Below are 22,864 nucleotides of genomic sequence, written 5' to 3' on the forward strand. Positions count from 1 at the left end.
CGGCCGGGCGCCTCGGCCACGACGTCACGGGCGTACGGCGGCTCCCCGTCTCCCGGAAGCATCCAGCAGCGCGATCGTGAACGGTTGGTGGGGAGCATTCAGGATCTGGTCCCCGGGGCCCTCCTCGACCACCTCGCCGCCGTCGAGGACGGCCACACGCGTGGCCGGTGCGGCGGTGTCGAGGTCGTGCGTGACCAGTACGACGGCGGGCGCGTCCTGACGACGCATCAGCACGGCGAGCAGATCCACCAGGGATCGCCTGGTGACCGGGTCCAGCCCGGAGGTGATCTCGTCGCAGACGAGCACCCGGGGCCGCGCGAGGAGTGCTCGGGCGAGGGCCGCGCGCTGCAGTTCGCCGCCGGAGAGCAGGCCGGGCAGCCTGCGGACCAGTTCCTCCCCCAGCCCGAGGTCCGTCAACACCCGCCGGGCCTCCCCGGCCGCCTCCCGGGGATCGGCGCCGCGCAGGCGCACCGCCGTGCGCGCCACCTGGTCCAGGACCGGCCGGTGTTCGTCGAAGGCCGCCCGCGCGTCCTGGAAGACGTACTGCACGGCGGCGAGTTGTGCACGGCTGCGGTCCCTCAGGCTGCGCGGCAGCGCCGTGCCGTCGAGCAGGATCTGCCCGGTGTGGTCACGGTGGAGTCCGGCGAGACAGCGGGCGAGGGTGGTCTTGCCGCTGCCGGACCGTCCGACGACGGCCAGGCATTCGCCGCTGCGGAGGGTGAGCCGGTCGACGCTCAGCACCGGGACGCGGGCGCCGCCTGTCCGGTGATGTGCGGTGAGCCCGCTGACGGTCAGCAGCTCGGCACCGGTGCGCCCGGAGTCCGCGTACGGCAGGGTCCTGGGTCCGGCGAGGAGCTCCTTCGTCCACGGGTGGGTGGGCGCGTCCAGGACCCGGTGGGCCGGGCCCTGTTCCACCACGCGGCCGCCGCGCATCACCAGTACCTCGTCGGCCAGCTCCCGTACGACGTCGAGGTCGTGGCTGAGCAGCAGCACGGCGATGCCCCGCGCCGCCACCGTCGCGAGCTGGTCGACGACCCGACGTGTCGTCAGGGCGTCCTGCCCTGTGGTGGGTTCGTCGGCGACGATGATCCGGGCGCCCAGGAGCAGCGCCTGCGCCAGGACGACGCGCTGCTGCTGGCCTCCGGAGAGTTGGTGCGGGTACCGGCCCAGCACCTGCTCGACGTCGTCGAGTTGGGCGTCGGCGAGTGCCTGCGTGACGCGCTGCCGGGCCGCCGCTCGGCGCCGTGACCGGGGCAGGTCACGCACCTGCTGCCGTGCCATGTCGCGCAGCAGGGCACCGGTGCGGCGGGCGGGGTTGAGGACGGCGGCGGGGTGCTGGGGGATGTAGCCGATGCGGGTGCCGTGCACGGCCACCTCGCCCGTCACGCGGGCGCCTGCGGGGAATTCACCGAGCAGGGCGAGACCGGTCGTGGTCTTGCCGCTGCCGGACGAGCCGACCAGGGCCGTCACCGTACCGGGGCGGATGCGCAGCGAGACCCGGTCGACGAGTGCCCGGCCGTCGACCTCGACCGTCAGTCCGGTGACGGCGGCGATCACGGGGTCCTCCTTCATGGGCGACGGCCCTTCCGTGCCGGGGTACGGCTCACCATGGCGGCGTCGACGAGCAGGTTGCCGCCCATCGTCAGCGCGACGACGAGCAGGGCCGGCACGACGACCGCCCAGGGCTGGATGAGCAGTCCGGTGCGGTTGCGGTCCACCATCACGGCCCAGTCGGCGGCGTCGGGGGCGACCCCGATGCCCAGGAAGGCCGCGGTGGCCACCAGGTAGAGCACCCCGGTCAGACGGATACCGGCGTCGGCGGCCAGCGTGCGCAGGATGGACCGCCCCACGTACCCGACGGCTGTGCGCCACCAGCTCTCACCCTGCATGCGCAGCGCCTCCACGGCGGGGCGGGAGGCCGCCTCCGCGGCCGCCGCGCGCACGATCCGGGCGGCGTCCGGGACGGAGACGAAGGCGACCAGCAGGGCCAGACCTGCCGCCCCGGGCGGGAAGGCGGCGGCGACCAGCAGGATCATCAGCAGGGAGGGGACGGCGATCAGCACGTCCAGGGGTCGCATCAGCACTTCCTCCAGCCACCTGCGATGGGTGAGCGCTCCGGCCAGCCCGACCGGCAGGGCGACGAGGTAGGCGAGCGCGGTGGCGGCCAGGGCGACGACCACCACGGGCCGGCCGCCGAGCAGCACCTGCTGGACGACGTCCCGCCCGACGAAGTCCGTGCCGAGCCGGTGGCCGGCGCCGAGGGTGAAGGAGGCGGCGCGTGCCGTGGGCTCCCCCACGAGGAACGGACCGGCCAGGGCGATGCCGAGCGGTACGGCGACGACGGCGGCCCCGGGGCCGTATCTCCGGAGCCGCCTCACGCCGCCGCCCCCGAGCGTGGTGCGAGCCGGTGGGTGACGAGGTCGGCGCCGAGGTTGAGCACGACGGTGGCGATGCCGAAGACGACCGCGAGTCCCTGGACGACGGGGATGTCGCGGTCGGCGACGGCGTTCATGAGGACGGTGCCGAGTCCGGGGATCACGTAGAGGGCCTCCACGACGATGACGCCGCACAGCAGCCAGTCGATGGTGCGGGCGAGCTGCTGGGTGGCGGGGGCGAGGGCGTTGGGCAGGGCGTGTCCGTAGCGGACACGGGCTCCCGGGATTCCGTACCGTGCGGCATGGGCGGTCCAGGGGGCGGCGAGCGCCTCGATCATGCCCGCTCTGACCAGGCGTGCCAGCGAGCAGACGGGCCGGGCGAGCAGGACCAGGACGGGCAGGACGAGCGCCGCGGGATGGGCGAGCAGATCGGTTCCGTAGCCGACGGCGGTGGGCGGGAGCCAGCCGAGCCGCAGCGCGAAGACGCTCACCAGGAGTACTCCGAGGGCGAATTCGGGCACGGCGTAGACGCCGAGAGTGGCGGAGCTGATCAGCCGGTCGGTGAGGCGCCCCTCGTGCCGGGCGGCGAGTACGCCGAGGCCTACCGCCACCGGGACCAGGATCAGGACGGTGAGCGCGGCGAGGAGCAGGGTGGGGCCGAAGCCGTCGACGAGGAATCCGGCCACCGGCCGCCCCGAGGTGAGCGACGTGCCGAAGTCGCCGTGCAGCAGCCCCATGACCCAGTCGGCCAGCCTCTCGTGGGCCGGCCGGTCCAGTCCCATCGCCTCGCGGACGGCCGTGATGCGCTGCGGGTCGGGCTGGTCACCGGCGAAGGCCACCGCGGCGTCACCCGGCAGCGCCTCGGTGAGCGTGAAGACCAGCAGCACGACGGCCGCGGTCTGCACGGCACCGAGGAGCAGTCTCCGGGCGATCCAGGAGCGCAGTCCGTTCACGCCAGCCAGACCTTGTCGAAGCGTGCCCAGTCCAGGGTGTTGGCGGGTGCCTCGCGGGCGACACCCCGCAGGGAGCGGGCGGTGCCGAGGATCCAGTCGCCGAATCCCCAGACGAGGAAGCCTCCTTCGGCGTGCAGCCGCCGCTGCATCCGGGCGTAGAGGGCACCCCGTGCCGTCCGGTCGCGGGTCGACTGGGCCTGCCGGTAGAGGGCGTCGAAGTTCTTGTCCTGCCATTTGGTGGCGTTGGTGGTGGAGTCGGTGAGCAGCCGCTGGGAGATGTGGGACTCGATGGGCATGGCTCCGGACCGGTAGCAGCACAGGGTGCCGGAGTCGAGGATGTCCTTCCAGTAGGAGTCCTTGCTGCCCATCCGTACGTCGACGGTGACCCCGGCGCGTGCCGCCTGGTCGCGGAAGATCCCGGCGGCCTCGGTGAAACCGGCGGCGACGGCCGAGGTGTCGAGGGTGACCCTGAGCTTCTGGGCGCCGGCCTGCCTGAGGAGGTGGCGGGCGCGGTCGATGTCCTGTTCGCGCTGGGGGAGTTCGTCCGCGTAGTACTCGTATCCCTTGCCGAAGAGGTCGTTGCCGGGCTCCCCCGCGCCGGAGAGGGCGCCGTTCACCAGTTCCTCGCGGTCGGCGATGAGGAAGAACGCCTCGCGGACCCGGGGGTCGTCGAAGGGCGGGCGGTCGGTCTTCATGGCGAAGGCCTGCATGGCGCTGTTGCGGAGCCGGACGATCGTGATGCCGCCCGACTTCTCGTGGGCGCGCCCGGTGGCGGGGTTGAGCTCGTGGGCGTACTCGACCTGGCCGCCGAGCAGGGCGTTGATCCGGGCGGACTCCTCGTTGGCGACGACGAACTCGAGCTCGTCCAGGTGCGGGGCACCGTCCCAGTGGGCGTCGTGGCGCCGCAGGACGGTGGAGCGTCCGGGGGCGAAGGAGACGAACCGGAAGGGGCCGGTGCCGATCGGCTGCCGGTCGAATCCGGTCGCGCCGTCCTGCACGATGTGGGTGCCGAAGGCGGCCATCACGTTGGGGAATTCGGCGGTCGGCCGCTTGAGCACGAACTCGACGGTCCGCTCCCCGGTCGCGCGGCTCGCCTTCAGGTCGACGGGTTCCAGGGAGGCGCGGGCCCGGTATGCCTTCTCCGGGTCGGCGATGCGACGGTAGCTGTAGAGCACGTCGGCGGCGGTCACCGGCTTCCCGTCGTGGAACTCCGCCTGCCGCAGCGTGACGTTCCAGCGGTCGAGGGCGGCGTTCGGCTCCCATGCCTCGGCCAGGCGTGGCACCGCTGCGAGGTCGGCGCCGTAGTCGGCGAGCTTGTCGAAGAGCGCCTTGCTCCGGGCCGCGTCGGCGAAGAGGTTCCCCAGGTGCGGGTCGAGTGTCTCGCTCGCGCCGCCTCCGGCGAAGGCGGCGCGTACCCGGCCACCGCGCCGGGGGGTGCCGTCCCCCTTGTCCGCCGCGGACCCGGTGGCCTCGGGCCCGGAGCATCCGGCGAGCGTGAGTGCGCCGATGCCCGCCGCTCCCCCGGCCGCGGCGAGGAAGCCACGCCTGTGCAGGCCTGGGAAACGTTCGTGTCTGTCGGCTGGTGCGGTCATGGTTGCTCTCCTGTTGCTGGGTGTGTCGGATCGCCGGTGGACGTCCTGGCCGGGTTCCCGGGGGACTTCCTGGCGACGAGGTGGAGCCGGTCGCCGTCGGCGGTGTCCCCGGGTTCGGCGCCCGGCTGCCAGGCCGGTTCGGTGCGGGGCCCCGGTCCGTCGTGCAGGGCGAGGACGTCGAAGCCGTGGACGGTGAGGAAGTGGCGCAGTTCCTGGGGCAGGAGCAGCCGCCACGCGGAGTGCTCCACGACGGGCGGGCTGCCGTCGTCGGCGGTCCAGCGCCGGGTGCGCCGCAGGAGCTGGGCGGCCCGGTCGACGCGCAGTGCGGTGGTCGAGCGGTACGTCGTGCCGTGCCAGGTGAAGCGGGACACGGCCGGCGCGGTCCCGTGTCCGTCGCGGCCGAGGAAGTACGCGCCGTTGCGCATCTCCGCGACCAGCAGGCCGCCGGGCACCAGGGTGCGGCGGCAGGACCTCAGGAAACCGTCGAGCTGCTCGTCGGTGTGGCAGTACAGCAGTGAACTGTCCAGGCACACCACGGAGTCGAAGACCCGCCGGCCGAAATCGAACCGGCTGAGATCGGCCGTCACGTACGCCGGTCCCGGATGGTGCGCGCGGGCGTGGGCGAGCATGGGGGCGGACAGGTCGGCGGCGGTGACCCGGCGCCCCGCGCGGTGCAGGAAGGCGGCGTCCCGGCCGGTCCCGCAGCCCGCGTCGAGGACGGTGGGACCGGCGCCGTGGCGGCGGAGGACGTCCTGCGCCCACCGCCCGGCGAGGCGTTCGGGGTCGGGGAACCTGGCCTCGTACAGCTCCGGACGGTCGGTGAGGAGATTCCCGGTCCGGTGTCTCATGCCGCCACCGCCATGGGGGCGGGCCGTGTCCGGGGAAGGGTGCCGTTGCGGTGCAGCCAGGCCACCGCGGCCGCCGAGAGCAGACCGGCCGCCAGGCAGCAGGCCCACGGAAGCATTGCGGCCGGGCTGCCCGGTGCGGCGACGTCCATGGCCCGGCCGACCGCTGCGTTACCGACGGCCGCGGCGATGCCGGAGACCGCGTAGAAGATCCCGAAGTACGTGCCCGTCAGCTCCTGCCGCCCGAAGACCGGGATCAGCTCCATGACGAACGGCTGAGCCACCATCACTCCCAGGTGGAGCAGGAGTGCCCCGCTCAGCACGGGCAGGGCGCGCAGGGTGGCGTCGAGGGGGCCTTCCGGGGGTGTGCCGGCCCCCGCGACGAGCATCGGCGGGACGAAGGCCAGCCCCATCAGCACCAGTCCGGCGGCGATCCAGCGCCCTCGCGTTCCGCGCCTCGACAGCGCGCGGGTGATCCGCAGCTGGAACGCGATGCCCGCGACGGTCCCGGTCAGCAGGACGAGCCCGGCGGCTCCGTCCCAGCCGGTGGCCTGCCGGGCGCCGGCGGGCAGCAGGAGGTAGAGCTGGTTCTCCAGGGTGAACATGCCGACCATGGCGAGCGCGAAGGCGAGGAAGGCGCGGTTGCCGACGGCCTCACGCCAGTCGGCGGTGACGCCGCCGGTGGCCGGTGGCACCTGCCGGGCGGGGAGCACCAGGGCCTGGGCGACGGTGAGCAGGGCGAAGATCCCGGCGGCGGTGAGCGCGGAGGCCCGGAAGTCGACGAGCAGCAGGGCGCTGCCGAGGAGGGGGCCGATGAGCGCGCCGGTGGTCGCGAAGACGTTGAACAGGGCGAACGCCTCGGCCCTTCGTTCGCCTGCCTCCTGGGCGAGGTAGGTGCGGACGGCGGGATTGAACAGGGCACCCGCGACGCCGCTGAGCACGGAGGCGGCGAGCAGCACGGGCAGACCGTCGCCGAGCGCGAAGAGGGCGAAGCCGACGGTGCGTATCGCGCAGCCGGCGATGATGACACCGCGGGCGCCGAGCCGGTCCGCGGCGGAACCGCCTATGAGGAACAGCCCCTGCTGGCTCAGGTTGCGTACGCCGAGGACGACGCCGACCACGGCCGCCGACATCCCGAGGTCGTCGCCGAGGTGGGTGGCGAGGTACGGGACGAGCAGGTAGAAGCCGGTGTTGACACCGAGCTGGTTGACCAGCAGCAGGCGGATGGCGAGCGGGAATCCTCGGATCTCGTCCCACGTGTTCATGAGGCCGCGCTCCGGAGCCCGGCTTCGGTGCGGGGCCGTACTCCGAGACCCGGCCGTTCGCCGGCCGCGACGAACCCGTCGGAGCCTCCGATACCCGTCCATGGATCGTGGGCGAGCAGGAGGTGCCCGTCGAGGTCGGTCCAGCGGGCACGGTCACTGATGTGGACGGCGGGGGCGATGCCCAGGGTGCTTGCGGTCAGGCAGCCCAGCATCAGGTCCGTGCCACTGCCCTCGATCAGGGCGGCGATGCGAAGGGCCGCGTAAACGCCTCCGCATTTGGCGAGTTTGACGTTGATGCCGTGGACGCGTCCGGCGAGCCGGCGGGCGTCCTCGTAGGTGACGGCGTCCTCGTCGGCGATGACGGGCACGGGTGAGCGGGCGGCGAGCCGCGCGAGGGCCTCCGGGTCGCCGGGGGCCAGCGGCTGCTCCACCGCTTCGACGCCCAGCTCCGCGAACCGGGGCAGGAGCGTGCGCGCCCGGGACTCCGACCACGCCCCGTTGGGGTCGAGGAGGAGATGGGCGGCGGGGGCGGCGGCGCGGACGGCCCGAACCCGGTCGAAATCGGTCTCGTGGTCCCGGTCGCCCGCCTTGATCTTGATGACGGAGAATCCGGCCCCGGCCAGGCTGCGGGCCTGGGCGGCCGCTCTTCCCGGGGAGGTCAGGGAAATCGTCCGGGCGGTGGCGGTCCTCGGCGCCACGGGGGCGCCGAGTAAGCGGTGTACGGGGGTGTCGGTGCGCTTTGCGGCCAGGTCGAGGAGCGCCGACTCGGTGGCGGCGGTCATGGCGGCCGGGGTGCCGGGCGCGTCGAGTTCACCGGCGCGCAGGGCGTGCAGGGCGGTCCCGGGGTCGGCGAAGCGGGCGAGCCGCTCACCGGTCCGGGCGGCGAGGCGTTGGAGGGTGGGGGTGTCGAGGCCGTAGAAGTGGCTGGTGACGGCTTCCCCGTGGCCGCTGACGCCGTCGTGTTCGACGGTGAGGCAGACGGCGTCGCGGGCCGTCATCGTGGAGCGCGAGATGCGCAACGGCTCGGCGAGGACGAGCCGCACGGTGTGCTGGGTGAGTTTCACGGCTGCCTCTCCGGGCGTTCCGCCAGCGGATCGGTGACGGTGGTGCATCTGGTCCAGCCTCCGGACTGCGGGGCGCGCGGGTGCCGGACGTCGACGGGGTGGACGGCCGCGAGGCCGGGGTCCAGGTGATGGGCGGTCATGAAGTCGTCGTCGTAGACGGTGCCGAGGTAGCGGTGAGGTCCGTCCGGGAAGACGGTGGCGACGGCGGCACCGGGGTGCGTGCGGGCGGCCCAGGCGGCCACGCGTGCGACGGCTCCGGTGCTCCAGCCGCCACTGACGAAGTTCCCCCGGGCGAGCCGCCGGCAGGCGTCGGCGGCCTCCGCGGGGCCGATCCAGTGGACCTCGTCGAACGCGTCGTACGCGACGTTGCGCGGATGGATGCTGCTGCCGAGACCGCGCATCAGCCGGGGCGCCGCCGCCTGCCCGAAGATGGTGGACCCGGTGGAGTCGACTGCGATGACCCGCAGCCCCGGCCAGTGCCGGCGCAGCGGTCCGGCGATCCCGGCACTGTGCCCGCCGGTGCCGACGCTGCACACGAGGATGTCGAGGTGGTCGAGACGGCCGGCCAGTTCGGCCGCGAGTGAGGCGTAGCCCGCTTTGTTGTCGGGGTTGTTGTACTGGTCGGGCCAGTACGCCCCGGGCAGCCGGTCGAGCAGGTCGTGCAGCCGGTCCAGGCGGGCGCCCTGCCAGCCGCCGTTCGCCTTGGGGCGGTCCACGAGTTCGAGACGTGCTCCGTACGAACGCAGCAACTGCCGCATGGCCGGTTCCAGTTCGCTGTCGCCGACGAGGACGACCGGGTGCCCGAGCGCCTGTCCGGCGAAGGCGAGGCCTATGCCGAGCGTGCCGGAGGTCGATTCCACGACGGGTGCGCCGGGGAGGAGTTCGCCGCGTTCCTCGGCGCCGAGGAGCATCGACACCGCGGCCCGCGCCTTCATGCCGCCGACGGCGTGCCCTTCGAGCTTGGCCCAGAAGCCGGGGTGGGACAGCGGCAGTCGGGTGGTGATCCTGGCCAGCGGAGTTCGGCCGACGAGGGCGAGGAGCCCGCGGTTCTGTGCGAGGGCGGGCAGCGATGCCGTGGTCACGAGGTGCCTCCGTCGTCCGTGCGGTAGCGGTGGATCGTCCCGGGTCCGCCGTCGTCCGCCCGGTAGCGGTGGACGGTGCCGGGCCCGCCGTCGAGCCAGAAGAAGGGGTAGGGCTCGGCACACACCGCGGTGACTCCGGCGCCCAGGAAGCGGGGCAGGACGGCGCTGCCCGTCTGGGCGAACATGACCAGTGGTCTGCGGTGCTCCAGGGCGCCCCTGCGCAGCGGGTCGAAGGTGCCGTTGCCGAGCGTCATGCCGGAGGCCAGCACCGCGTCGCAGTGGCCGATCTCCTTGAGGGCGTCCGTGCGAACGGGTTCCCCCCAGTCGGTGGTACCGCCCTTCAGATCACAGGGAATCGCTCTGAGCCCACGCGAACGCAGCTCGTACAGCAGGGAGTTCACGACGCCGACCACCAGGACGGTGGCGTCGGCCGCCACGTCCAGCAGGTCGACGACAGCAGTGGCGCGTGCCCGCGACCGTTCCAGCGAGTTCCCGGCGGGGACGGTCACCGGTTGCGCCCCGTGCGCCGGGGTGTGGGGTGTGACGTCCGTCAGGTAGGCGTCCAGCGCCGCGACCCTGACCGGCAGCAGCGGATGGGCGAGCAGCGCGGCCACGTCGGTACCGGCACAGGCCTCGGCGACACCGGCGGGAAGGGCGCCGGGTTCGACCGCGCACGAGCCGACCGCGCGGCCCAGGCGCAGGCTCAGGACCTCGTTGCGGTATCCGCCGCGTCGCCCGTCGTGCCGTGCCGCCTGGGACGTCGTGAAGGCCACCGAGATACGGCGCGTCGAGGGGGCCGGGCCGAGCTCACCTCTCACGGCCCGGTCGAGGAGTGCGTCGAAGCACGGGGCCGGCGTGCGCGAGGTGGTCGTCATGAGCGCACCAGCAGGGGGCGCAGTCCCGCGAGCAGCGCCTCGACGCGGTCCCGGGCGCCGGGCCCAGTGGCGTCACCGGCCATGACGTGTCCGAGGTAGGCGTTGTTGCTGTCCGCCGCCTCGACCGTGCGGCCCGGCTCCGCGATCTGGACCTCCAGCACACCGTCGGCCTCCCGGACACGGTCGGCGCCCTCCACCGACGTGAGGGTTCCGGCGATGTCGGGCACGAGGAATCCGATGGCCGCGCTCCGCATCCCGGTGTCGCGGGGGCGGAGGTCGGGTTCCCGGCCGAGCGCCACGTCGATGCAGGCGGCGGCCAGGTCGATGCCGGTGACGTGGCGCACCAGTTCGGTGATGCGATTGCCCGCGGGGCGGGGGTTCACCTCCACGACCCTGGGGCCTTCCCCGGTCAGTTTGATCTCGGTGTGCGCCACGACGTAGTCGAGGCCGAGCGCCGCACCGGCGCTCAGCGCGGTTCCGGTGGCTGCGGCGAGGTCGTCCGGGGACAGGGCGGCCGGGAACATGTGGCCGGTCTCGACGAAGGCCGGGGCCCCGCCGACGCTCTTGTCCGTGACTCCGACGACGTGCGCGACGCCCCGGAAGGTCACGGTCTCGACGCTCACCTCGGGGCCGTGGAGGAACTCCTCCAGCAGGACGTGGGGCGTTCGCCGCTGTCCCCTGGCGTTGTACGGAAAGGCGGCCTGCGCCGCGCACGCCTCGGCCAGCTGGTCCTCGTCGTCGACCCGGCGCACGAACATGCCCGCGCAGAGGTCCACCGGCTTGACCACCAGGGGATAGCCGATGTCGCGTGCGGCCACGGCCGCCTCCGCAGCGTCCGCGCACACCGCGAAGCGGGGTCCGGGCACGCCGGCCGCGCTCAGCACGCGACGAGTGAGGTCCTTGCGGCAGGCGTCCTCCATCGCTCCGGCCGAGGGGCCGGGCAGGCCCAGGAGGGCGGCGATCCGCGCCGCGGTCGGCAGGTAGTAGTCACAGGAGGTGACCACCCCGTCGAAGCGAAGGGCCTCGTGCAGCCGCTCGACCTGCGGAAGCAGTGCACCGAGGTCGTTGGTGGGCGCCGTGACGACGTTACGGGCGGTGAGCAGCGGATGGTCCGTGCCCTCCGGCGCCGACCGGAGGTAGTGCCGCAGGTCGCGGGTGAGGAAGGTGAAGTGGTGTCCCCCCTCCCCCAGGGCCCGCGGCAGCAGCCTGCTCATCGATCCGACCCAGCTCTCGACCACCAGCAGATGAGCCATGAACTCCCCCTTCTCGCACGGACGTCGGACATACGGACAGGCAGGGATCACCCCCTTCGGAGGCTCCCGGCCCGGCCGCACACACGCTATCGACAATCGTTTTCATTGTCATCTAAAACAGCGTCACTTCTGTTGGGAAACGGCTTCCGTTGCGTCACTCGCCGGACCGGAGTGGAATTGCATACAGGGGGACCCGGAGGAAGGGGTACGCCATGACCGACAGCGACCGGGGGGACGACGTCTACCAGCCGCAGGAACCGGAGGCCTCCGACCCCGCCGACCTGCTGGATCTGGAGGACACCCTCGACACGTCCGGGCTCGCCGACGTCCTGGACGAGGGCTACTCGCCGCCGGACCGGCCCTGGGCGGTCGACGACGAGGGCACGACGGCCTCGGAGCAGCACACCGGCGAATCCCTCGACCACCGCCTGACCAGGGAGGTCCCCGAGGGCGACGAACCCGTCCGCGACGGTCCGGGCGATCTGGCGGACGGTGACGGGGAGCTGTACGACACGGAGGTGGGGACGGACCGCGCGGGCAGACTCACCCAGGAGGGCGACGGGCACGTGCCCTCCACCCTCACCGCCCAGGACGTCGGCATCGACGGTGCGGCGGCGTCCGCCGAGGAAGCCGCGATGCACCTGATCCCCGAGGAGAGGGACCTGTTCGGGGAGGAACCGGCCCGCTGAGCGCGCAGGCCCGGCTCACGCGGCCCGGGCCGCCCACCTGAGTGCGCCGGCCTCTTTCCCCCTTCGAGGGCATCCTCCGGCGTGGCGCCCGCGCACGCGTGCGCACGAGCCGCACGCCCCGGCCCGGCCGGTCCCGGGAGCACGTACCCGGCCCGGCGGGCCCGCCCCCTGACACGCGGGCGCCCTCGTGACGCGGGACGTGGGGACGGACCGGCCGGAACGCGCCGTCGTGCTGCCGTGCTCCCCGAAAACGCTTGGACTCCGGCCCCCCGGCCACGGGAGACTCGTCACTTCCGGATCTCTCACCGCGGTCGCGCGCCGAGCGTGCTCCGCCGGTGCGGTGCCGCTCCTCCCGGGGCCGCCCGCCCGCCCATGGCGAAGTCCGGAGCAACTGCCCGCGAAACGACATGAGGTCGGCATGGGATCGCAGCAGTCTCAAGGCACCGGGCCGGGCAACGGCCCGGTACGGCTCGCACTCCGTCACTATCTGGGGGAACTGTCCCGCCAACGCGGACTTTCCGTCTTCGCCCTCTCGCTCCCGGCACTCGGCAACATCGGGATCACCTACGTCGCACCGCTCGTCGTCGCCAAGCTCGTCGGCCGTATCGCAGAGGACGGTGCCATCGGCGTACGTGAGGCGCTTCCCTACGTCGGGGTGTTCGCCGCGGTGCTGCTCCTCGCCGAGACCCTGTGGCGGGCGGGTCTGCACTGCCTCAACCGGGTGGACGCCCGCGGCATCGAGCACCTGTACGTCACCGGCATGGACGCCCTGTTCGCCAAGGACGCCGCCTTCTTCCAGGACAACTTCGCGGGGTCACTCACCAAGAGGGTGCTGAGCTTCGCCTCGCGCTTCGAGGAGTTCGTCGACACGCTCACGTTCAACATCGTCGGAAGCCTTGCCCCGCTGCTGTTCGGCACGGTCATCCTGTGGAGCTACGACCCCTTGCTGGTGGCCGGTCTGCTGACGATGATCACGCTGACCGCCGTGTGCGCGGCACCGCTCATCCGGCGCCGCCAGAAGCTCGTCAACCGGCGCGAGGAAGCCATCGCGCGGGTGTCGGGCCACGTGTCCGACGCGCTGATGAACATGGACACGGTGCGGGCCTTCGCGGCCGAGGAGCGCGAGGCCGCCGAACACCGTTCACGGGTGGCGGAGTCGAGGCGTCTGACGCTGCGCTCGTGGGACTACGGCAACCTCCGCATCGACACCCTCGTGGCACCGCTGTCCGTGCTCACCAACGGACTCGGCCTGCTCCTCGCCGTGGGGATCGGCGCCGGCGGCGGCAGCGTGGAGGCGATCGTGGTGGCCTTCACGTACTACACCGGTTCGACCCGCATCATGTTCGAGTTCAACCAGATCTACCGCCGCCTCGAGAGTTCGATGACCGAGGCCGCGCAGTTCACCGAGTTGCTCCTCGCCCCACCCACCGTGCTCGACCCCGAGACGCCTGAGCCGCTGGGCCCGAAGGCGGCCGACGTCCGGTTCGACGACGTCACGTTCGCCCACGACGGAGGTGACCCGATCTTCGAGGGCCTCCGGCTGGACGTGCCGAGCGGGGCGCGGATCGGCCTCGTCGGGAGGTCCGGCGGCGGCAAGACCACGCTCACCCGGCTGCTGCTGCGGATGTCCGACGTCCAGTCGGGCCGCATCCTGATCGGTGGTCAGGACATCAGCCGGATGCGGCAGTCCGATCTGCGGAGCCTGATCGCCTACGTCCCGCAGGAACCGGCCATGTTCCACCGCACGCTGCGTGAGAACATCCAGTTCGCCCGGCCCGGCGCCACCGACGCCGAGATCCGCGCCGCCGCCGACGCGGCCCATGTCACCGAGTTCGCCGACCACCTGCCGTCGGGCTTCGACACCATGGTCGGGGAACGCGGCGTGAAGCTCTCCGGCGGACAGCGTCAGCGGGTGGCGCTGGCCCGGGCGATCCTGCGCGACGCGCCGATCCTGCTGCTGGACGAGGCGACCAGCGCGCTGGACTCCGAGAGCGAGACCCTCGTGCAGCAGGCTCTGTGGCAGTTGATGGAGGGCCGGACCGCGCTGGTCGTCGCGCACCGCCTGAGCACGGTCGCGGCCATGGACCACCTGATCGTCCTCGACCACGGCCGCATCGTCGAGCAGGGGACGCATCACGAGCTGCTGCACACCGACGGCGCCTACGCCAAGCTCTGGCACCACCAGTCCGGCGGGTTCCTCGTCGACACGGCGACGGGTGAGCCGGCGGCCACGGCCGATCAGGCGCGGTGAGCACGGGCCCCGATGTCACGCGTCGGGGCCCGCCACCCGGTGCCCCAGGTCCCGCGTGCCCAGCGACCCCCGGAAGGGGCGTCAGCGCTCTTCACGCGTCCTGAGAACGCAGGCCGCGGTCAGCGCCACGGCACGGTCTTCGTCCTGCGAGAGCTCCGCGAGGGCCCGTGACGCCGTGGTACCCGGGATGTCGGCGAGCGCCTCCGTCAGCCTTCGACGAGCGCCCACTCCGACGGCTCCGCGGGCCAGACGGCCGACGAGCAGGGAAGCGATGTGTTCCGCCGCCGCGGGGCGGTCGGCCAGTGCGCTGAGTGCGTCGGCCGCGTCGACGTCGTTCGTCTCCTCGACCACCATGTCGACGAGCGTCGGAACCGCCTCGGCCACCCCTCGTGCCCCGAGCGCCAGTGCGGCGTACCTGCGGACCACGACGTCCGGATTCGCGAGGGCGTCCCGCAGCAGCGCGGTCGCCCCACCGCCCGGCATCTCGGCGATGCCCAGGACGGCACGCTTCCGCACCTCGGGCTCGGATGAGGCGAGGCCCTCCGCCAGCAGCGCCCCTCCCTCGTCACCCGCCTGCGCCAGAGCCCACCGAAGGGCTCCGGCGACGTTCGGGTCGGCCTCGGTCAGTGCCGCCTCCGCCAGAGCTTCCAGCGGTACCGGTACCTCGTCGACCGAGGACAGGGCCGCGCGCTGGCGCACGCCGGCGCTGTGCGATCCCAACGCGTGCAGGAGCGTGACGGTCTGGAGGACGTCCTCCCATCCCTCGGGTTCCGCCGCACCGATCCTGCGGAGCCGCGTGAGAAGCTCCGTCTCCGCCGCGACGCGTTCCCGAGTCCGGAGGATGAGATCGTCGACGAGCTCCGAGGGCGTGAAGCCCGGGTCGTCGAGCGCGCGCCCGACGTCACGCAGCGACAGGCCCAGCGACCGCAGGCTCTCGACATGGAAGATGCGCCGGATGTCGTCGTCCGAGTACACGCGATATCCGGCGCCGGACCGGCCGGTCGGGCGCACGAGACCGAGCGAGTCGTAGTGCCTGAGCATGCGGGCGCTGACCCCTGACCGCCGAGCCACATCGCCGATCAGCACTGCCCCTCACTCCTCCCGGCCGGCGCCACCGATGGCCACGGTGCGCTTCGCCTCCTCGATCGCGAACTCGAACCCGGAGTCCGGGTCGTGGAACAGCTTCTCCGTGGCGATCGCGTGCGCACGCACGCGCGGGCCGGGATCCTCCACCGCGACGCGCAGGAGCGGCACGATCATCTCACCGAGGGCGATGAGCGCCCTGCTGAGGCTCATCTGCGTCTCCCTCTCCCCGCGGCCGAGTTGTGTGGCCAGCACCGCGGCCAGCTCTCCCTCCTGCCCTTCGGGCACGAGGAGAACCGCCGCGCGCCAGGCGCTCCGCGCCACCTCGTCGTCGGCATCGGACAGGATCTCCCGGGTGATCGCGGGCCACGCCCTCCGGTCCCCGATCTTGGACAGCGTGTGCAACGCCTGACTCCGTGCCTGCGCACGCTCCGACCGGACCTCGTCGACGAGTTTCGGGACCGTCACCGACGCCGGGTGACGGGTGAGTGCCCAGGTGAGCATGTCGCGCACGTGGAAATCGGGCTCGACCGCGCATCGTTCGACGAGCATGTCGACAAGACGCGGGTCAGGGTTCGTGCCTACCGCCAGCGCCGTCCGCAGGCGCACCGACGAACGGCTGTCGAACAATCCCTGACGTGCCCGGCTCATGGCCGTGTGCTGCTTCGGTGTGGTCATCCGGCCACCTCCTTCCGTCACACCGAAGACCTTGTCACCGTGTCAAGGTCAAGCGGGGCCACCGTGCGGCCCGGCCGGTGCACCCACCCGTGTCGTCGCGGACGTCCGCCTGCCGAGCGACGTGCTGGACCGGGCGGGACACGCCAAGGCCCGCTTCCCTCGCGCATCGGCGTCACCCGGTGCGGGCATGCGAACATGACCGGGCTGCGTACGGATACCCGGCCCGGGCGCCGCCCGTCCGTCCACGGCACGGGCCCGCCCGGCGCAAGAGCTCGTCGATCGCACAGGAGCGGCCCCCACATGCCCACCACCCCCTCGTCCGAACCCACCGCCCGCATCGGCGTCACCGGCCTCGCCGTCATGGGCAGCAATCTCGCCCGTAACTTCGCCCGCCACGGCCACACGGTCGCCGTCCACAACCGCACGGCGGCCCGTACCCGGGCTCTGATCGACGAGCACGGCACGGAGGGGGACTTCGTCCCCGCCGAGACGGCCGAGGAGTTCGTGGCCTCGCTCCAGAAGCCCCGTCGCATCGTCGTCATGGTGAAGGCCGGTGAGCCGACCGATGCCGTCATCGAGGAGTTCGCCGCACTGCTGGAGGACGGCGACGTCCTCATCGACGGGGGAAACGCGCACTTCCAGGACACCCGGCGCCGTGAGAAGGCCATGCGGGAGCGGGGCATCCACTTCGTCGGGACCGGCATCTCGGGGGGCGAGGAGGGGGCGCTGAACGGACCGAGCATGATGCCGGGCGGATCGGCGGAGTCCTACACCTCGCTCGGTCCCCTCCTGGAGAGCATCGCGGCCAAGGCCGACGACGGGACGCCCTGCTGCACGCACATCGGGCCGGACGGCGCGGGGCACTTCGTCAAGATGGTCCACAACGGTATCGAGTACGCGGACATGCAGCTCATCGGGGAGGCCTACCAGCTGCTCCGCGACGTCGCCGGGTACTCCCCCGCTCAGATCGCGGACATCTTCCGCACCTGGAACACCGGGCGGCTGGACTCCTATCTCATCGAGATCACCGCAGAGGTGCTCTCGCACGTCGACGCGGCGACCGGCAAGCCCTTCGTCGACGTCGTGCTCGACCAGGCGGAGCAGAAGGGCACGGGCCGCTGGACCGTACAGATCGCCCTCGACCTGGGCGTTCCCGTCTCCGGCATCGCCGAGGCCGTCTTCGCACGCTCCGTCTCCGGCCACGGCGCCCTCCGCGACGCCTCACGCCACCTGGCCGGACCGACCGCCCGCACACTCGGTGAGAACGAGGCAGCGGCCTTCGCCGACCAGGTCGAGCAGGCCCTGTACGCCTCGAAGATCGTCGCCTACACCCAGGGCTTCCACGAGATCGCGGCCGGCAGCGAGCAGCACGAGTGGGGCATCGACCTCGGCAAGGTCGCCGCGATCTGGCGCGGCGGATGCATCATCCGCGCCGCCTTCCTCGACCGCATCACCGGCGCCTACGAAGCCCAGCCCCGGATGGCGAGCCTCCTCTCCGACAAGGGCTTCGCGGAGGAGATCGCCGCCGCACAGGACGACTGGCGCACCGTGATCTCCACCGCCGTCGCCCAGGGCGTCCCCACCCCCGCCTTCGCCGCCACCCTCGCCTACTACGACTCCCTGCGCGCCGAACGCCTTCCCGCCGCCCTCACCCAGGGCCAGCGCGACTACTTCGGCGCCCACACCTACCACCGCACCGACCGGGAGGGCACCTTCCACACCCTCTGGGGCGGCGACAGGACCGAGACCGGGAGCTGACCGACGGGGTGGGGGCGCCGAGGGGCCGGCCTCGGCGCCCCCACCCCGGGCCGTGTGACTGTCCGGTGGCGCGGCCGTCCGGGAAGGACCCGTCAGGCAGGCGCTCCCGCGCCGATCTCGATCCGCTCCGTGCCGTCGGTCGTCCGCGCGTCCGGTTCGCCGCCGACGTTCACCGAGCGCCCGCGTCCCAGGCGGGGGTGGAGGAGGACGAAGGCGAGGACCGCCGCCAGGAACGTGAGGCCCGCCGAAACGATCAGGCACACGCGCATCCCCTCGAGGAAGGCGTCACCCACGGCACCCCAGACCTGGCCGGCCGCCGGGCCGAGGGACATCGAGCCCACCGCTCCCAGGCCCGCATCGCGTGTCGCGGCCGTGACCTGGCCGGCCAGCGCGGGGTCCACTCCCGCGTCGGAGAGGTGGCCGGGGAGGGAGGAGACGGCTCGGCCGGTGAGCAGGGCTCCGAGCACGGCAGGACCGAGCGCTCCGCCGACCTGACGGAAGGCGTTGTTGCCCGCGGCCGCCATTCCGGCGAGCGGGTGCGGTACGGAGGCCACGGCGGTGGCCGTCATCGGGGTCGTCACCAGCCCCATGCCCAGCCCCAGCAGGAGCAGCCGCCAGGAGAGCGAGCCGAAAGAGGTGTCGGCGTCGGCACCGAGCAGCGTGAGCAGGGCCGCCGTCACCATGAGCAGACCCGTGGTGATCATGAGGCGCGGTGAGAGCCGGTGCATGAGGCGCCCGGCCACACCGCTGACGACCAGCGCCGCTCCGGTGATCACGAGCAGCCGCCAGGCGGTGCCGAGGGTGTCGAGCCGCTGGACCATGCCGAAGTAGAGGCTCAGCACGAAGAAGAAGCCGATCATGCCCAGGAACATGATCATGGCGACGAGGGTCGTGGCGGTGAAGCCCGGGCTGCGGAAGAGCGCGAGGTCGAGCATCGGGTGGGCGGAGCGCCGCTCGGCGACGACGAAGAGGACACCGCTGACGACGGCGACGGCGAGCGCGGTGATGACCTGTGTGTCGCCGAAGGAGCCGGCGCCCCCCTCGATGACGCCGTAGACGAGCGCGGTGATGGCGAGCGCGGCCGTGATCTGGCCGGGCCAGTCGAGCCGGCCGGCGCGCGGCGCACGGGACTCGGGCAGGATCCGCAGCGAGATGACGACCGCGACGAGCACGACGGGGAGCGGCACGAGGAAGATCCAGCGCCAGCCGACATGGCTGAGTATCGTCCCGGCGAGGACGCCGCCGATGGCGAGGGCGCCCAGCAGGCACATCGCCCAGATGCCGATGAACTTCCCGCGTTCACGGTGGTCGGGTACGGCGTGGCTGATGAGGGCCAGCGTCGTGGGCAGCAGGGCGGCGGCGCCGAGCCCGGACAGCGCCTGGCCGGTCCACAGCTGGCCGATCGAGTGCGCGGTGAGCGACGTGGCCGCGCCGGCGGCGGAGAGGAGCAGCCCGACGAGGAAGACCTTGCGCCGGCCGTGTACGTCGCCGAAGACCCCGGCGGTGAGGATGAAGGCCGCCATCGGCAGGACGAAGGCGTCCGACACCCAGGCCAGCTGCGAGGTGGTGGTGGACAGCGCCGACTGGATGGCGGTAAGGCTCACCGAGACGCTGGTCACCGGCAGGTAGGCGACGAAGACCCCGAGGCAGGCCATGCCGATGGTCGCCCCGCGGTGGGACACGGGCGAGGGTGGTGACTGGGACAACGAAACTCCTTCGGGGCGCCGAGGTCCGGCGCGGGAAAAAGACGGGAGGGGCCTCGGGAGGCGTGTCCGGCCGCACGGATCGCCGTCGACCAGGGGCCCGGGACACGACCGCCGAGACTCAGCCGAGTCTTCACCAGATCGGACGTTCCTATCAATTCGAATCCATGGAACCGGAGGAAACTGCCACCCTCAGTCGTCGGCGACTACGCTTGCTCCATGCTCGACATGCTTGACAGCTATATCCTCCACGCCCTACACATCGCACCCCGAGCACCGTTCAGGCTGGTCGGGGAGGTGGTGGGCGCTTCGGAACAGACCGTCGCGCGGCGCTACAGGACGATGCGCCGCGCGGGAACGGTACGGGTGGTGGGGCTCGTCAAGCCGGCGGTGCAGGGCCTGGTGGACAGCGTGGTCCGGATCTCGCTGCGTCCCGACCGGTTGGACGCGTGCGCCGAGGCCCTGACGCGGCTTCCCGAGGTCTCCTTCGCGCACATCTCCTTCGGCGGCTCGGAGATCGTGTGCTCGCTGGCGACGCACCACGAGGGGCGGATGCCGGAGGTGCTGCGGCAACTCGCCCGGACCCCGGGGGTTCTGGAGATCGACACCCGGATGATCCTGCATGCCTACTCCCCGCCGGGCGCCGACTGGGGGCGGCTCGGCCCCTCACTTCCCGAGGGGGCCGTGGAGACCCTTCGCGAACACCAGCCGCGCACGACACCGCGGGGCCGGCCGGTCGAACCCCACGAGGAGGACGCCGCCCTGCTCGCCGCTCTCGCGGAGGACGGCCGGGCAAGTCAGGCCGCACTCGCCGACCGCACCGGGTGGACCGCCGGAAGGGTGGCGCGGCGTCTGGAGGCGCTGGAGCGCTCGGGGACCCTGTTCTACGACGTCGACCTCGCCCTGGAGAAGCTCGGCTACCCGTACGGCGCCACCCTCTGGCTGACCACCTCCCCCGCACAGCTGCACGAGACGGGATCGGCCGTCGCCTCCCTCCCCCGGGTCGTCTTCGCCGCCGCCACGACCGGCGCACAGAACCTGATGGCGATCGTCATGTGCACGGACACCGCCGACTTCTACGACTGGCTCAGCCGCCGCCTCGCGACCGTGCCCGGGGTCACCGGCTACACGCTGAGCGTCCGGCTGCGCACCCTCAAGCACGCCGCCTCGCTCGTCCACCAGGGGCGCCTGGTGGCGCCGCCCCGCTGACGGGGCCGCGCGTCGCCCGGCCGGACCGGGCCGGCGTGCGGCCGGGGGCTTCGTGTGCATAAGTGGCAGGGAGCCCCGTCCATCGCCCACGGAGTGCGCGCATGTCCGACGCCGTACCGGAACCTCTCGTGGTCCAGCCCGTCGTGGGAGGACGGCGACTGGCAGCCGGTCAAGGACGCGGCCCGTACCTGCGCCTTCGCCGAGGACATGGCGGTCATCGACGGGTACGCGGCGGCCGGCGTCACGGGGCTGCGGGACGGTTCCCCACACCCCCCGCTGCCGCTCCCCGCGGACGCGCGGGACCATCCCACCGCGGTGAGCCAGGCCCTCACCCGGCCGCGGCCGGCGGGCGTCGACGGGCCGTACCGGCTCCTGCTGGGCGCCGACGCGTCCACCGAGGCGACCGGGACCTCCGACCACGGTTATCCGGTGGCAACCCATCTGGCCCGGCAGCTCGAAGAACCGATCCTGTGGGCACCCGCCGTGAAGGGCGAGGTCCTGCTGTCCACCCGTGGCGGCGACTTCGAGCTGTGCCTGGGGCAGGAGCTGTCCATCGGATATCTGGACCACGACGCGACGAACATCCGGCTCTGCTTCCACCAGGCGTTCACCTTCCGGATGCTGACCCCCGAGGCCGCCGTGTCTTTCATCGCCTGACAGCGCCGACCCCCGCGGCTCCCCGTCAGGCCGACCTGCGAGGCTCCCATCAACGACACCCGCCGTACGCCACCGTCGGACTCCGCGGCAGCCCGGGGCCCGCTCGGCACAGCACGTTCCGCCAGGTTCGCCGAGGCGCTCCGTCTCGCGGTCGCGGAGGGGCTGCTGGGCGAGCAGCGCCCCCTCGCGGGCTTCCTGGACGCCGACGGCATACGTGACTCCGTGGACGCGCTACGGGCCGCCTTCGCAGCCGAGCCGGGCGTACACGTGCTGCACACGTTCGCGGCGAAGGCCGCCTCCCTGATCCCGGTGCTGCGGCTGCTCGCCGACTGCGGGATGGGCTGTGAGGTGGCGAGCCCGGGCGAACTGAGGCTCGCGGTGGAAGCGGGATTCCCTCCGGCCCGCATCGTCCTGGACTCGCCCGCCAAGACCCGCGCCGAGCTGAGGCTGGCGCTGGCGCTCGGTGTCGCGGTGAACGCGGACGGCTTCGGTGAGATCCGCCGCATCGAGGAGCTCCGCTCCCCCGGCTCGCCGTCCGTGCTCGGGCTGCGGGTGAACCCTCAGGTGGGAGGCGGTTCGATCGGTGCCATGAGTACGGCGACGGCCACGTCGAAGTTCGGCGTGGCCCTGCGCGACCCCGGAGCGAGGGAGCGTGTCGTGCAGACCTTCGCGGAACGTCCGTGGCTGACCAGACTGCACGCCCACGTCGGCTCGCAGGGCTGCTCTCTGGAGCTCATCGCCGAGGGCATCACGGAGACGTACCGGCTCGCCGAGGAGATCAACGAGGTGCTGGGCACGCGGCGGATCACCGGCATCGACATCGGCGGTGGTCTGCCGGTCAACTTCTCCGACGACGAGGTCCGCCCCGCCTTCGCGGACTACGTGGCGTCGCTCCGTGCCGCAGCTCCGGGGATGTTCGACGGGCGTTACGACCTGGTCACCGAGTTCGGCAGGTCCCTGCTGGCCAAGAACGGCTTCATCGGGGCGCGCGTCGAGTACACGAAGGACGCCGGCGGGCGCCGCATCGCGCTCACCCACGCGGGGGCGCAGATCGCCACCCGCACGGTGTTCATGCCCGACGCCTGGCCGCTCCGGGTCGGCGCCTTCGACGGGGAGGGCCGCCCCCGGAGCGGGCGGACGATGGTCCAGGACATCGCGGGGCCGTGCTGCTTCGCCGGGGACGTCGTGGCCCACGCCCGTGAGCTGCCCGAACTCCGCGAGGGCGACTTCGTGGCCCTGTACGACACGGGGGCGTACTACTTCTCCACCCCGTGGGCCTACAACAGCCTGCCCCGGCCGGCGGTGTACGGCTTCGCGGGGGATGTCGGCGACCTGCGCTTCGCCCCCGTGCGCGAGGCGCAGTCACTGGACTCGGTGGCGGCGGAGAGCGGGCTGGGCCACGCCGACGCGCTGAGGGAGCTGCGGGCGCAACGGTAGGCGCTCGCGGTCACCCGGTGGGCGCGGGCGAGGGCTCCGGCTCGGGGACGGGCTCGGGGTTCGGGTTCGGCGGCTGCGGAATGGGGTCGGGCGCG

The 22,864-nt window shown here is 72.6% G+C and carries 18 protein-coding genes and 1 pseudogene; 6 read left to right on the forward strand and 13 right to left on the reverse strand.

Features of this window, described 5'->3' with window-relative positions:
* Positions 1 to 24: 24 nt before the first annotated feature.
* The 10 genes from LWJ43_RS02385 to LWJ43_RS02430 are packed head-to-tail and all read right to left on the reverse strand — an operon-like array spanning position 25 to position 11,304.
* Complete coding sequence (locus LWJ43_RS02385; RefSeq protein ID WP_277330588.1) at positions 25 to 1,572, reverse strand: ABC transporter ATP-binding protein; 1,548 nt, start codon at positions 1,570 to 1,572, stop codon at positions 25 to 27.
* Complete coding sequence (locus LWJ43_RS02390) at positions 1,569 to 2,378, reverse strand: ABC transporter permease subunit (protein WP_277330589.1); 810 nt, start codon at positions 2,376 to 2,378, stop codon at positions 1,569 to 1,571. The genes LWJ43_RS02385 and LWJ43_RS02390 overlap by 4 nt, the downstream gene beginning before the upstream one ends.
* The gene (locus LWJ43_RS02395; RefSeq protein WP_277330590.1) at positions 2,375 to 3,328 is read right to left on the reverse strand and encodes an ABC transporter permease; all 954 of its coding nucleotides are present in this window, start codon (positions 3,326 to 3,328) and stop codon (positions 2,375 to 2,377) included. Before LWJ43_RS02395 ends, LWJ43_RS02390 begins: the two co-directional genes overlap by 4 nt.
* On the reverse strand, positions 3,325 to 4,920 hold the full coding sequence (locus LWJ43_RS02400; protein WP_277330591.1) for an ABC transporter substrate-binding protein: 1,596 nt from the start codon (positions 4,918 to 4,920) through the stop codon (positions 3,325 to 3,327). Before LWJ43_RS02400 ends, LWJ43_RS02395 begins: the two co-directional genes overlap by 4 nt.
* On the reverse strand, positions 4,917 to 5,768 hold the full coding sequence (locus LWJ43_RS02405) for a class I SAM-dependent DNA methyltransferase (protein ID WP_277330592.1): 852 nt from the start codon (positions 5,766 to 5,768) through the stop codon (positions 4,917 to 4,919). Before LWJ43_RS02405 ends, LWJ43_RS02400 begins: the two co-directional genes overlap by 4 nt.
* A complete protein-coding gene (locus LWJ43_RS02410) occupies positions 5,765 to 7,030 on the reverse strand; it encodes an MFS transporter (protein ID WP_277330593.1) in 1,266 nt (421 codons plus the stop codon). The genes LWJ43_RS02405 and LWJ43_RS02410 overlap by 4 nt, the downstream gene beginning before the upstream one ends.
* Positions 7,027 to 8,094: an enolase C-terminal domain-like protein gene (locus tag LWJ43_RS02415; RefSeq protein ID WP_277330594.1), complete on the reverse strand. Its 1,068-nt coding sequence runs from the start codon at positions 8,092 to 8,094 to the stop codon at positions 7,027 to 7,029. The genes LWJ43_RS02410 and LWJ43_RS02415 overlap by 4 nt, the downstream gene beginning before the upstream one ends.
* Positions 8,091 to 9,176 (reverse strand): PLP-dependent cysteine synthase family protein, encoded by a 1,086-nt coding sequence (locus LWJ43_RS02420; RefSeq protein ID WP_277330595.1) that lies wholly within the window; start codon positions 9,174 to 9,176, stop codon positions 8,091 to 8,093. The genes LWJ43_RS02415 and LWJ43_RS02420 overlap by 4 nt, the downstream gene beginning before the upstream one ends.
* On the reverse strand, positions 9,173 to 10,051 hold the full coding sequence (locus LWJ43_RS02425) for a Rossmann-like domain-containing protein (RefSeq protein ID WP_277330596.1): 879 nt from the start codon (positions 10,049 to 10,051) through the stop codon (positions 9,173 to 9,175). Before LWJ43_RS02425 ends, LWJ43_RS02420 begins: the two co-directional genes overlap by 4 nt.
* On the reverse strand, positions 10,048 to 11,304 hold the full coding sequence (locus tag LWJ43_RS02430) for an ATP-grasp domain-containing protein (RefSeq protein WP_277330597.1): 1,257 nt from the start codon (positions 11,302 to 11,304) through the stop codon (positions 10,048 to 10,050). Before LWJ43_RS02430 ends, LWJ43_RS02425 begins: the two co-directional genes overlap by 4 nt.
* Before the next feature lie 212 nt (positions 11,305 to 11,516).
* Between LWJ43_RS02430 and LWJ43_RS02435 the strand changes: the two genes are divergently transcribed.
* On the forward strand, positions 11,517 to 11,993 hold the full coding sequence (locus LWJ43_RS02435; protein ID WP_277330598.1) for a DUF5709 domain-containing protein: 477 nt from the start codon (positions 11,517 to 11,519) through the stop codon (positions 11,991 to 11,993).
* A gap of 418 nt (positions 11,994 to 12,411) precedes the next feature.
* On the forward strand, positions 12,412 to 14,244 hold the full coding sequence (locus LWJ43_RS02440) for an ABC transporter ATP-binding protein (RefSeq protein ID WP_277330599.1): 1,833 nt from the start codon (positions 12,412 to 12,414) through the stop codon (positions 14,242 to 14,244).
* Between the two features lie 81 nt (positions 14,245 to 14,325).
* Here the strand turns inward: LWJ43_RS02440 and LWJ43_RS02445 are convergent, their stop codons facing one another.
* A complete protein-coding gene (locus tag LWJ43_RS02445; RefSeq protein ID WP_277330600.1) occupies positions 14,326 to 15,330 on the reverse strand; it encodes a HEAT repeat domain-containing protein in 1,005 nt (334 codons plus the stop codon).
* Positions 15,331 to 15,336: 6 nt separating this feature from the next.
* Positions 15,337 to 16,005: a HEAT repeat domain-containing protein gene (locus LWJ43_RS02450; protein ID WP_277330601.1), complete on the reverse strand. Its 669-nt coding sequence runs from the start codon at positions 16,003 to 16,005 to the stop codon at positions 15,337 to 15,339.
* Between the two features lie 300 nt (positions 16,006 to 16,305).
* Here LWJ43_RS02450 and gndA point away from each other — a divergent pair, with 300 nt between their 5' ends.
* Complete coding sequence (gndA, locus tag LWJ43_RS02455) at positions 16,306 to 17,763, forward strand: NADP-dependent phosphogluconate dehydrogenase (RefSeq protein ID WP_277330602.1); 1,458 nt, start codon at positions 16,306 to 16,308, stop codon at positions 17,761 to 17,763.
* Between the two features lie 92 nt (positions 17,764 to 17,855).
* Here gndA and LWJ43_RS02460 read toward each other — a convergent pair whose 3' ends face one another.
* A complete protein-coding gene (locus LWJ43_RS02460; protein WP_277335785.1) occupies positions 17,856 to 19,418 on the reverse strand; it encodes an MFS transporter in 1,563 nt (520 codons plus the stop codon).
* Positions 19,419 to 19,685: 267 nt separating this feature from the next.
* Here LWJ43_RS02460 and LWJ43_RS02465 point away from each other — a divergent pair, with 267 nt between their 5' ends.
* From LWJ43_RS02465 to LWJ43_RS02475, 3 genes and pseudogenes are all read left to right on the forward strand, one after another.
* A complete protein-coding gene (locus tag LWJ43_RS02465; protein ID WP_277330603.1) occupies positions 19,686 to 20,675 on the forward strand; it encodes an Lrp/AsnC family transcriptional regulator in 990 nt (329 codons plus the stop codon).
* Between the two features lie 150 nt (positions 20,676 to 20,825).
* A pseudogene (locus LWJ43_RS02470) lies at positions 20,826 to 21,332 on the forward strand (family 1 encapsulin nanocompartment shell protein); the annotation flags it as partial.
* 48 nt (positions 21,333 to 21,380) lie between these two features.
* Positions 21,381 to 22,769, forward strand: coding sequence for a type III PLP-dependent enzyme domain-containing protein (locus LWJ43_RS02475; protein WP_462100935.1), 1,389 nt, complete (start codon positions 21,381 to 21,383; stop codon positions 22,767 to 22,769).
* The last annotated feature ends 95 nt before the right edge of the window (positions 22,770 to 22,864 follow it).

Source organism: Streptomyces sp. JH34 (assembly GCF_029428875.1).
In the GTDB taxonomy this organism is placed as follows: domain Bacteria; phylum Actinomycetota; class Actinomycetes; order Streptomycetales; family Streptomycetaceae; genus Streptomyces.

Excerpts from the sequence above, each read along its gene's own strand:
- LWJ43_RS02435 (WP_277330598.1), top strand. The coding sequence starts at position 11,517 with ATGACCGACAGCGACCGGGGGGACGACGTCTACCAGCCGCAGGAACCG.
- LWJ43_RS02450 (WP_277330601.1), bottom strand. The coding sequence starts at position 16,005 with ATGACCACACCGAAGCAGCACACGGCCATGAGCCGGGCACGTCAGGGA.
- LWJ43_RS02440 (WP_277330599.1), top strand. The coding sequence starts at position 12,412 with ATGGGATCGCAGCAGTCTCAAGGCACCGGGCCGGGCAACGGCCCGGTA.
- LWJ43_RS02410 (WP_277330593.1), bottom strand. The coding sequence starts at position 7,030 with ATGAACACGTGGGACGAGATCCGAGGATTCCCGCTCGCCATCCGCCTG.
- gndA (WP_277330602.1), top strand. The coding sequence starts at position 16,306 with ATGCCCACCACCCCCTCGTCCGAACCCACCGCCCGCATCGGCGTCACC.
- LWJ43_RS02430 (WP_277330597.1), bottom strand. The coding sequence starts at position 11,304 with ATGGCTCATCTGCTGGTGGTCGAGAGCTGGGTCGGATCGATGAGCAGG.
- LWJ43_RS02400 (WP_277330591.1), bottom strand. The coding sequence starts at position 4,920 with ATGACCGCACCAGCCGACAGACACGAACGTTTCCCAGGCCTGCACAGG.
- LWJ43_RS02405 (WP_277330592.1), bottom strand. The coding sequence starts at position 5,768 with ATGAGACACCGGACCGGGAATCTCCTCACCGACCGTCCGGAGCTGTAC.
- LWJ43_RS02460 (WP_277335785.1), bottom strand. The coding sequence starts at position 19,418 with ATGGCCTGCCTCGGGGTCTTCGTCGCCTACCTGCCGGTGACCAGCGTC.
- LWJ43_RS02465 (WP_277330603.1), top strand. The coding sequence starts at position 19,686 with ATGCTCGACATGCTTGACAGCTATATCCTCCACGCCCTACACATCGCA.
- LWJ43_RS02385 (WP_277330588.1), bottom strand. The coding sequence starts at position 1,572 with ATGAAGGAGGACCCCGTGATCGCCGCCGTCACCGGACTGACGGTCGAG.
- LWJ43_RS02425 (WP_277330596.1), bottom strand. The coding sequence starts at position 10,051 with ATGACGACCACCTCGCGCACGCCGGCCCCGTGCTTCGACGCACTCCTC.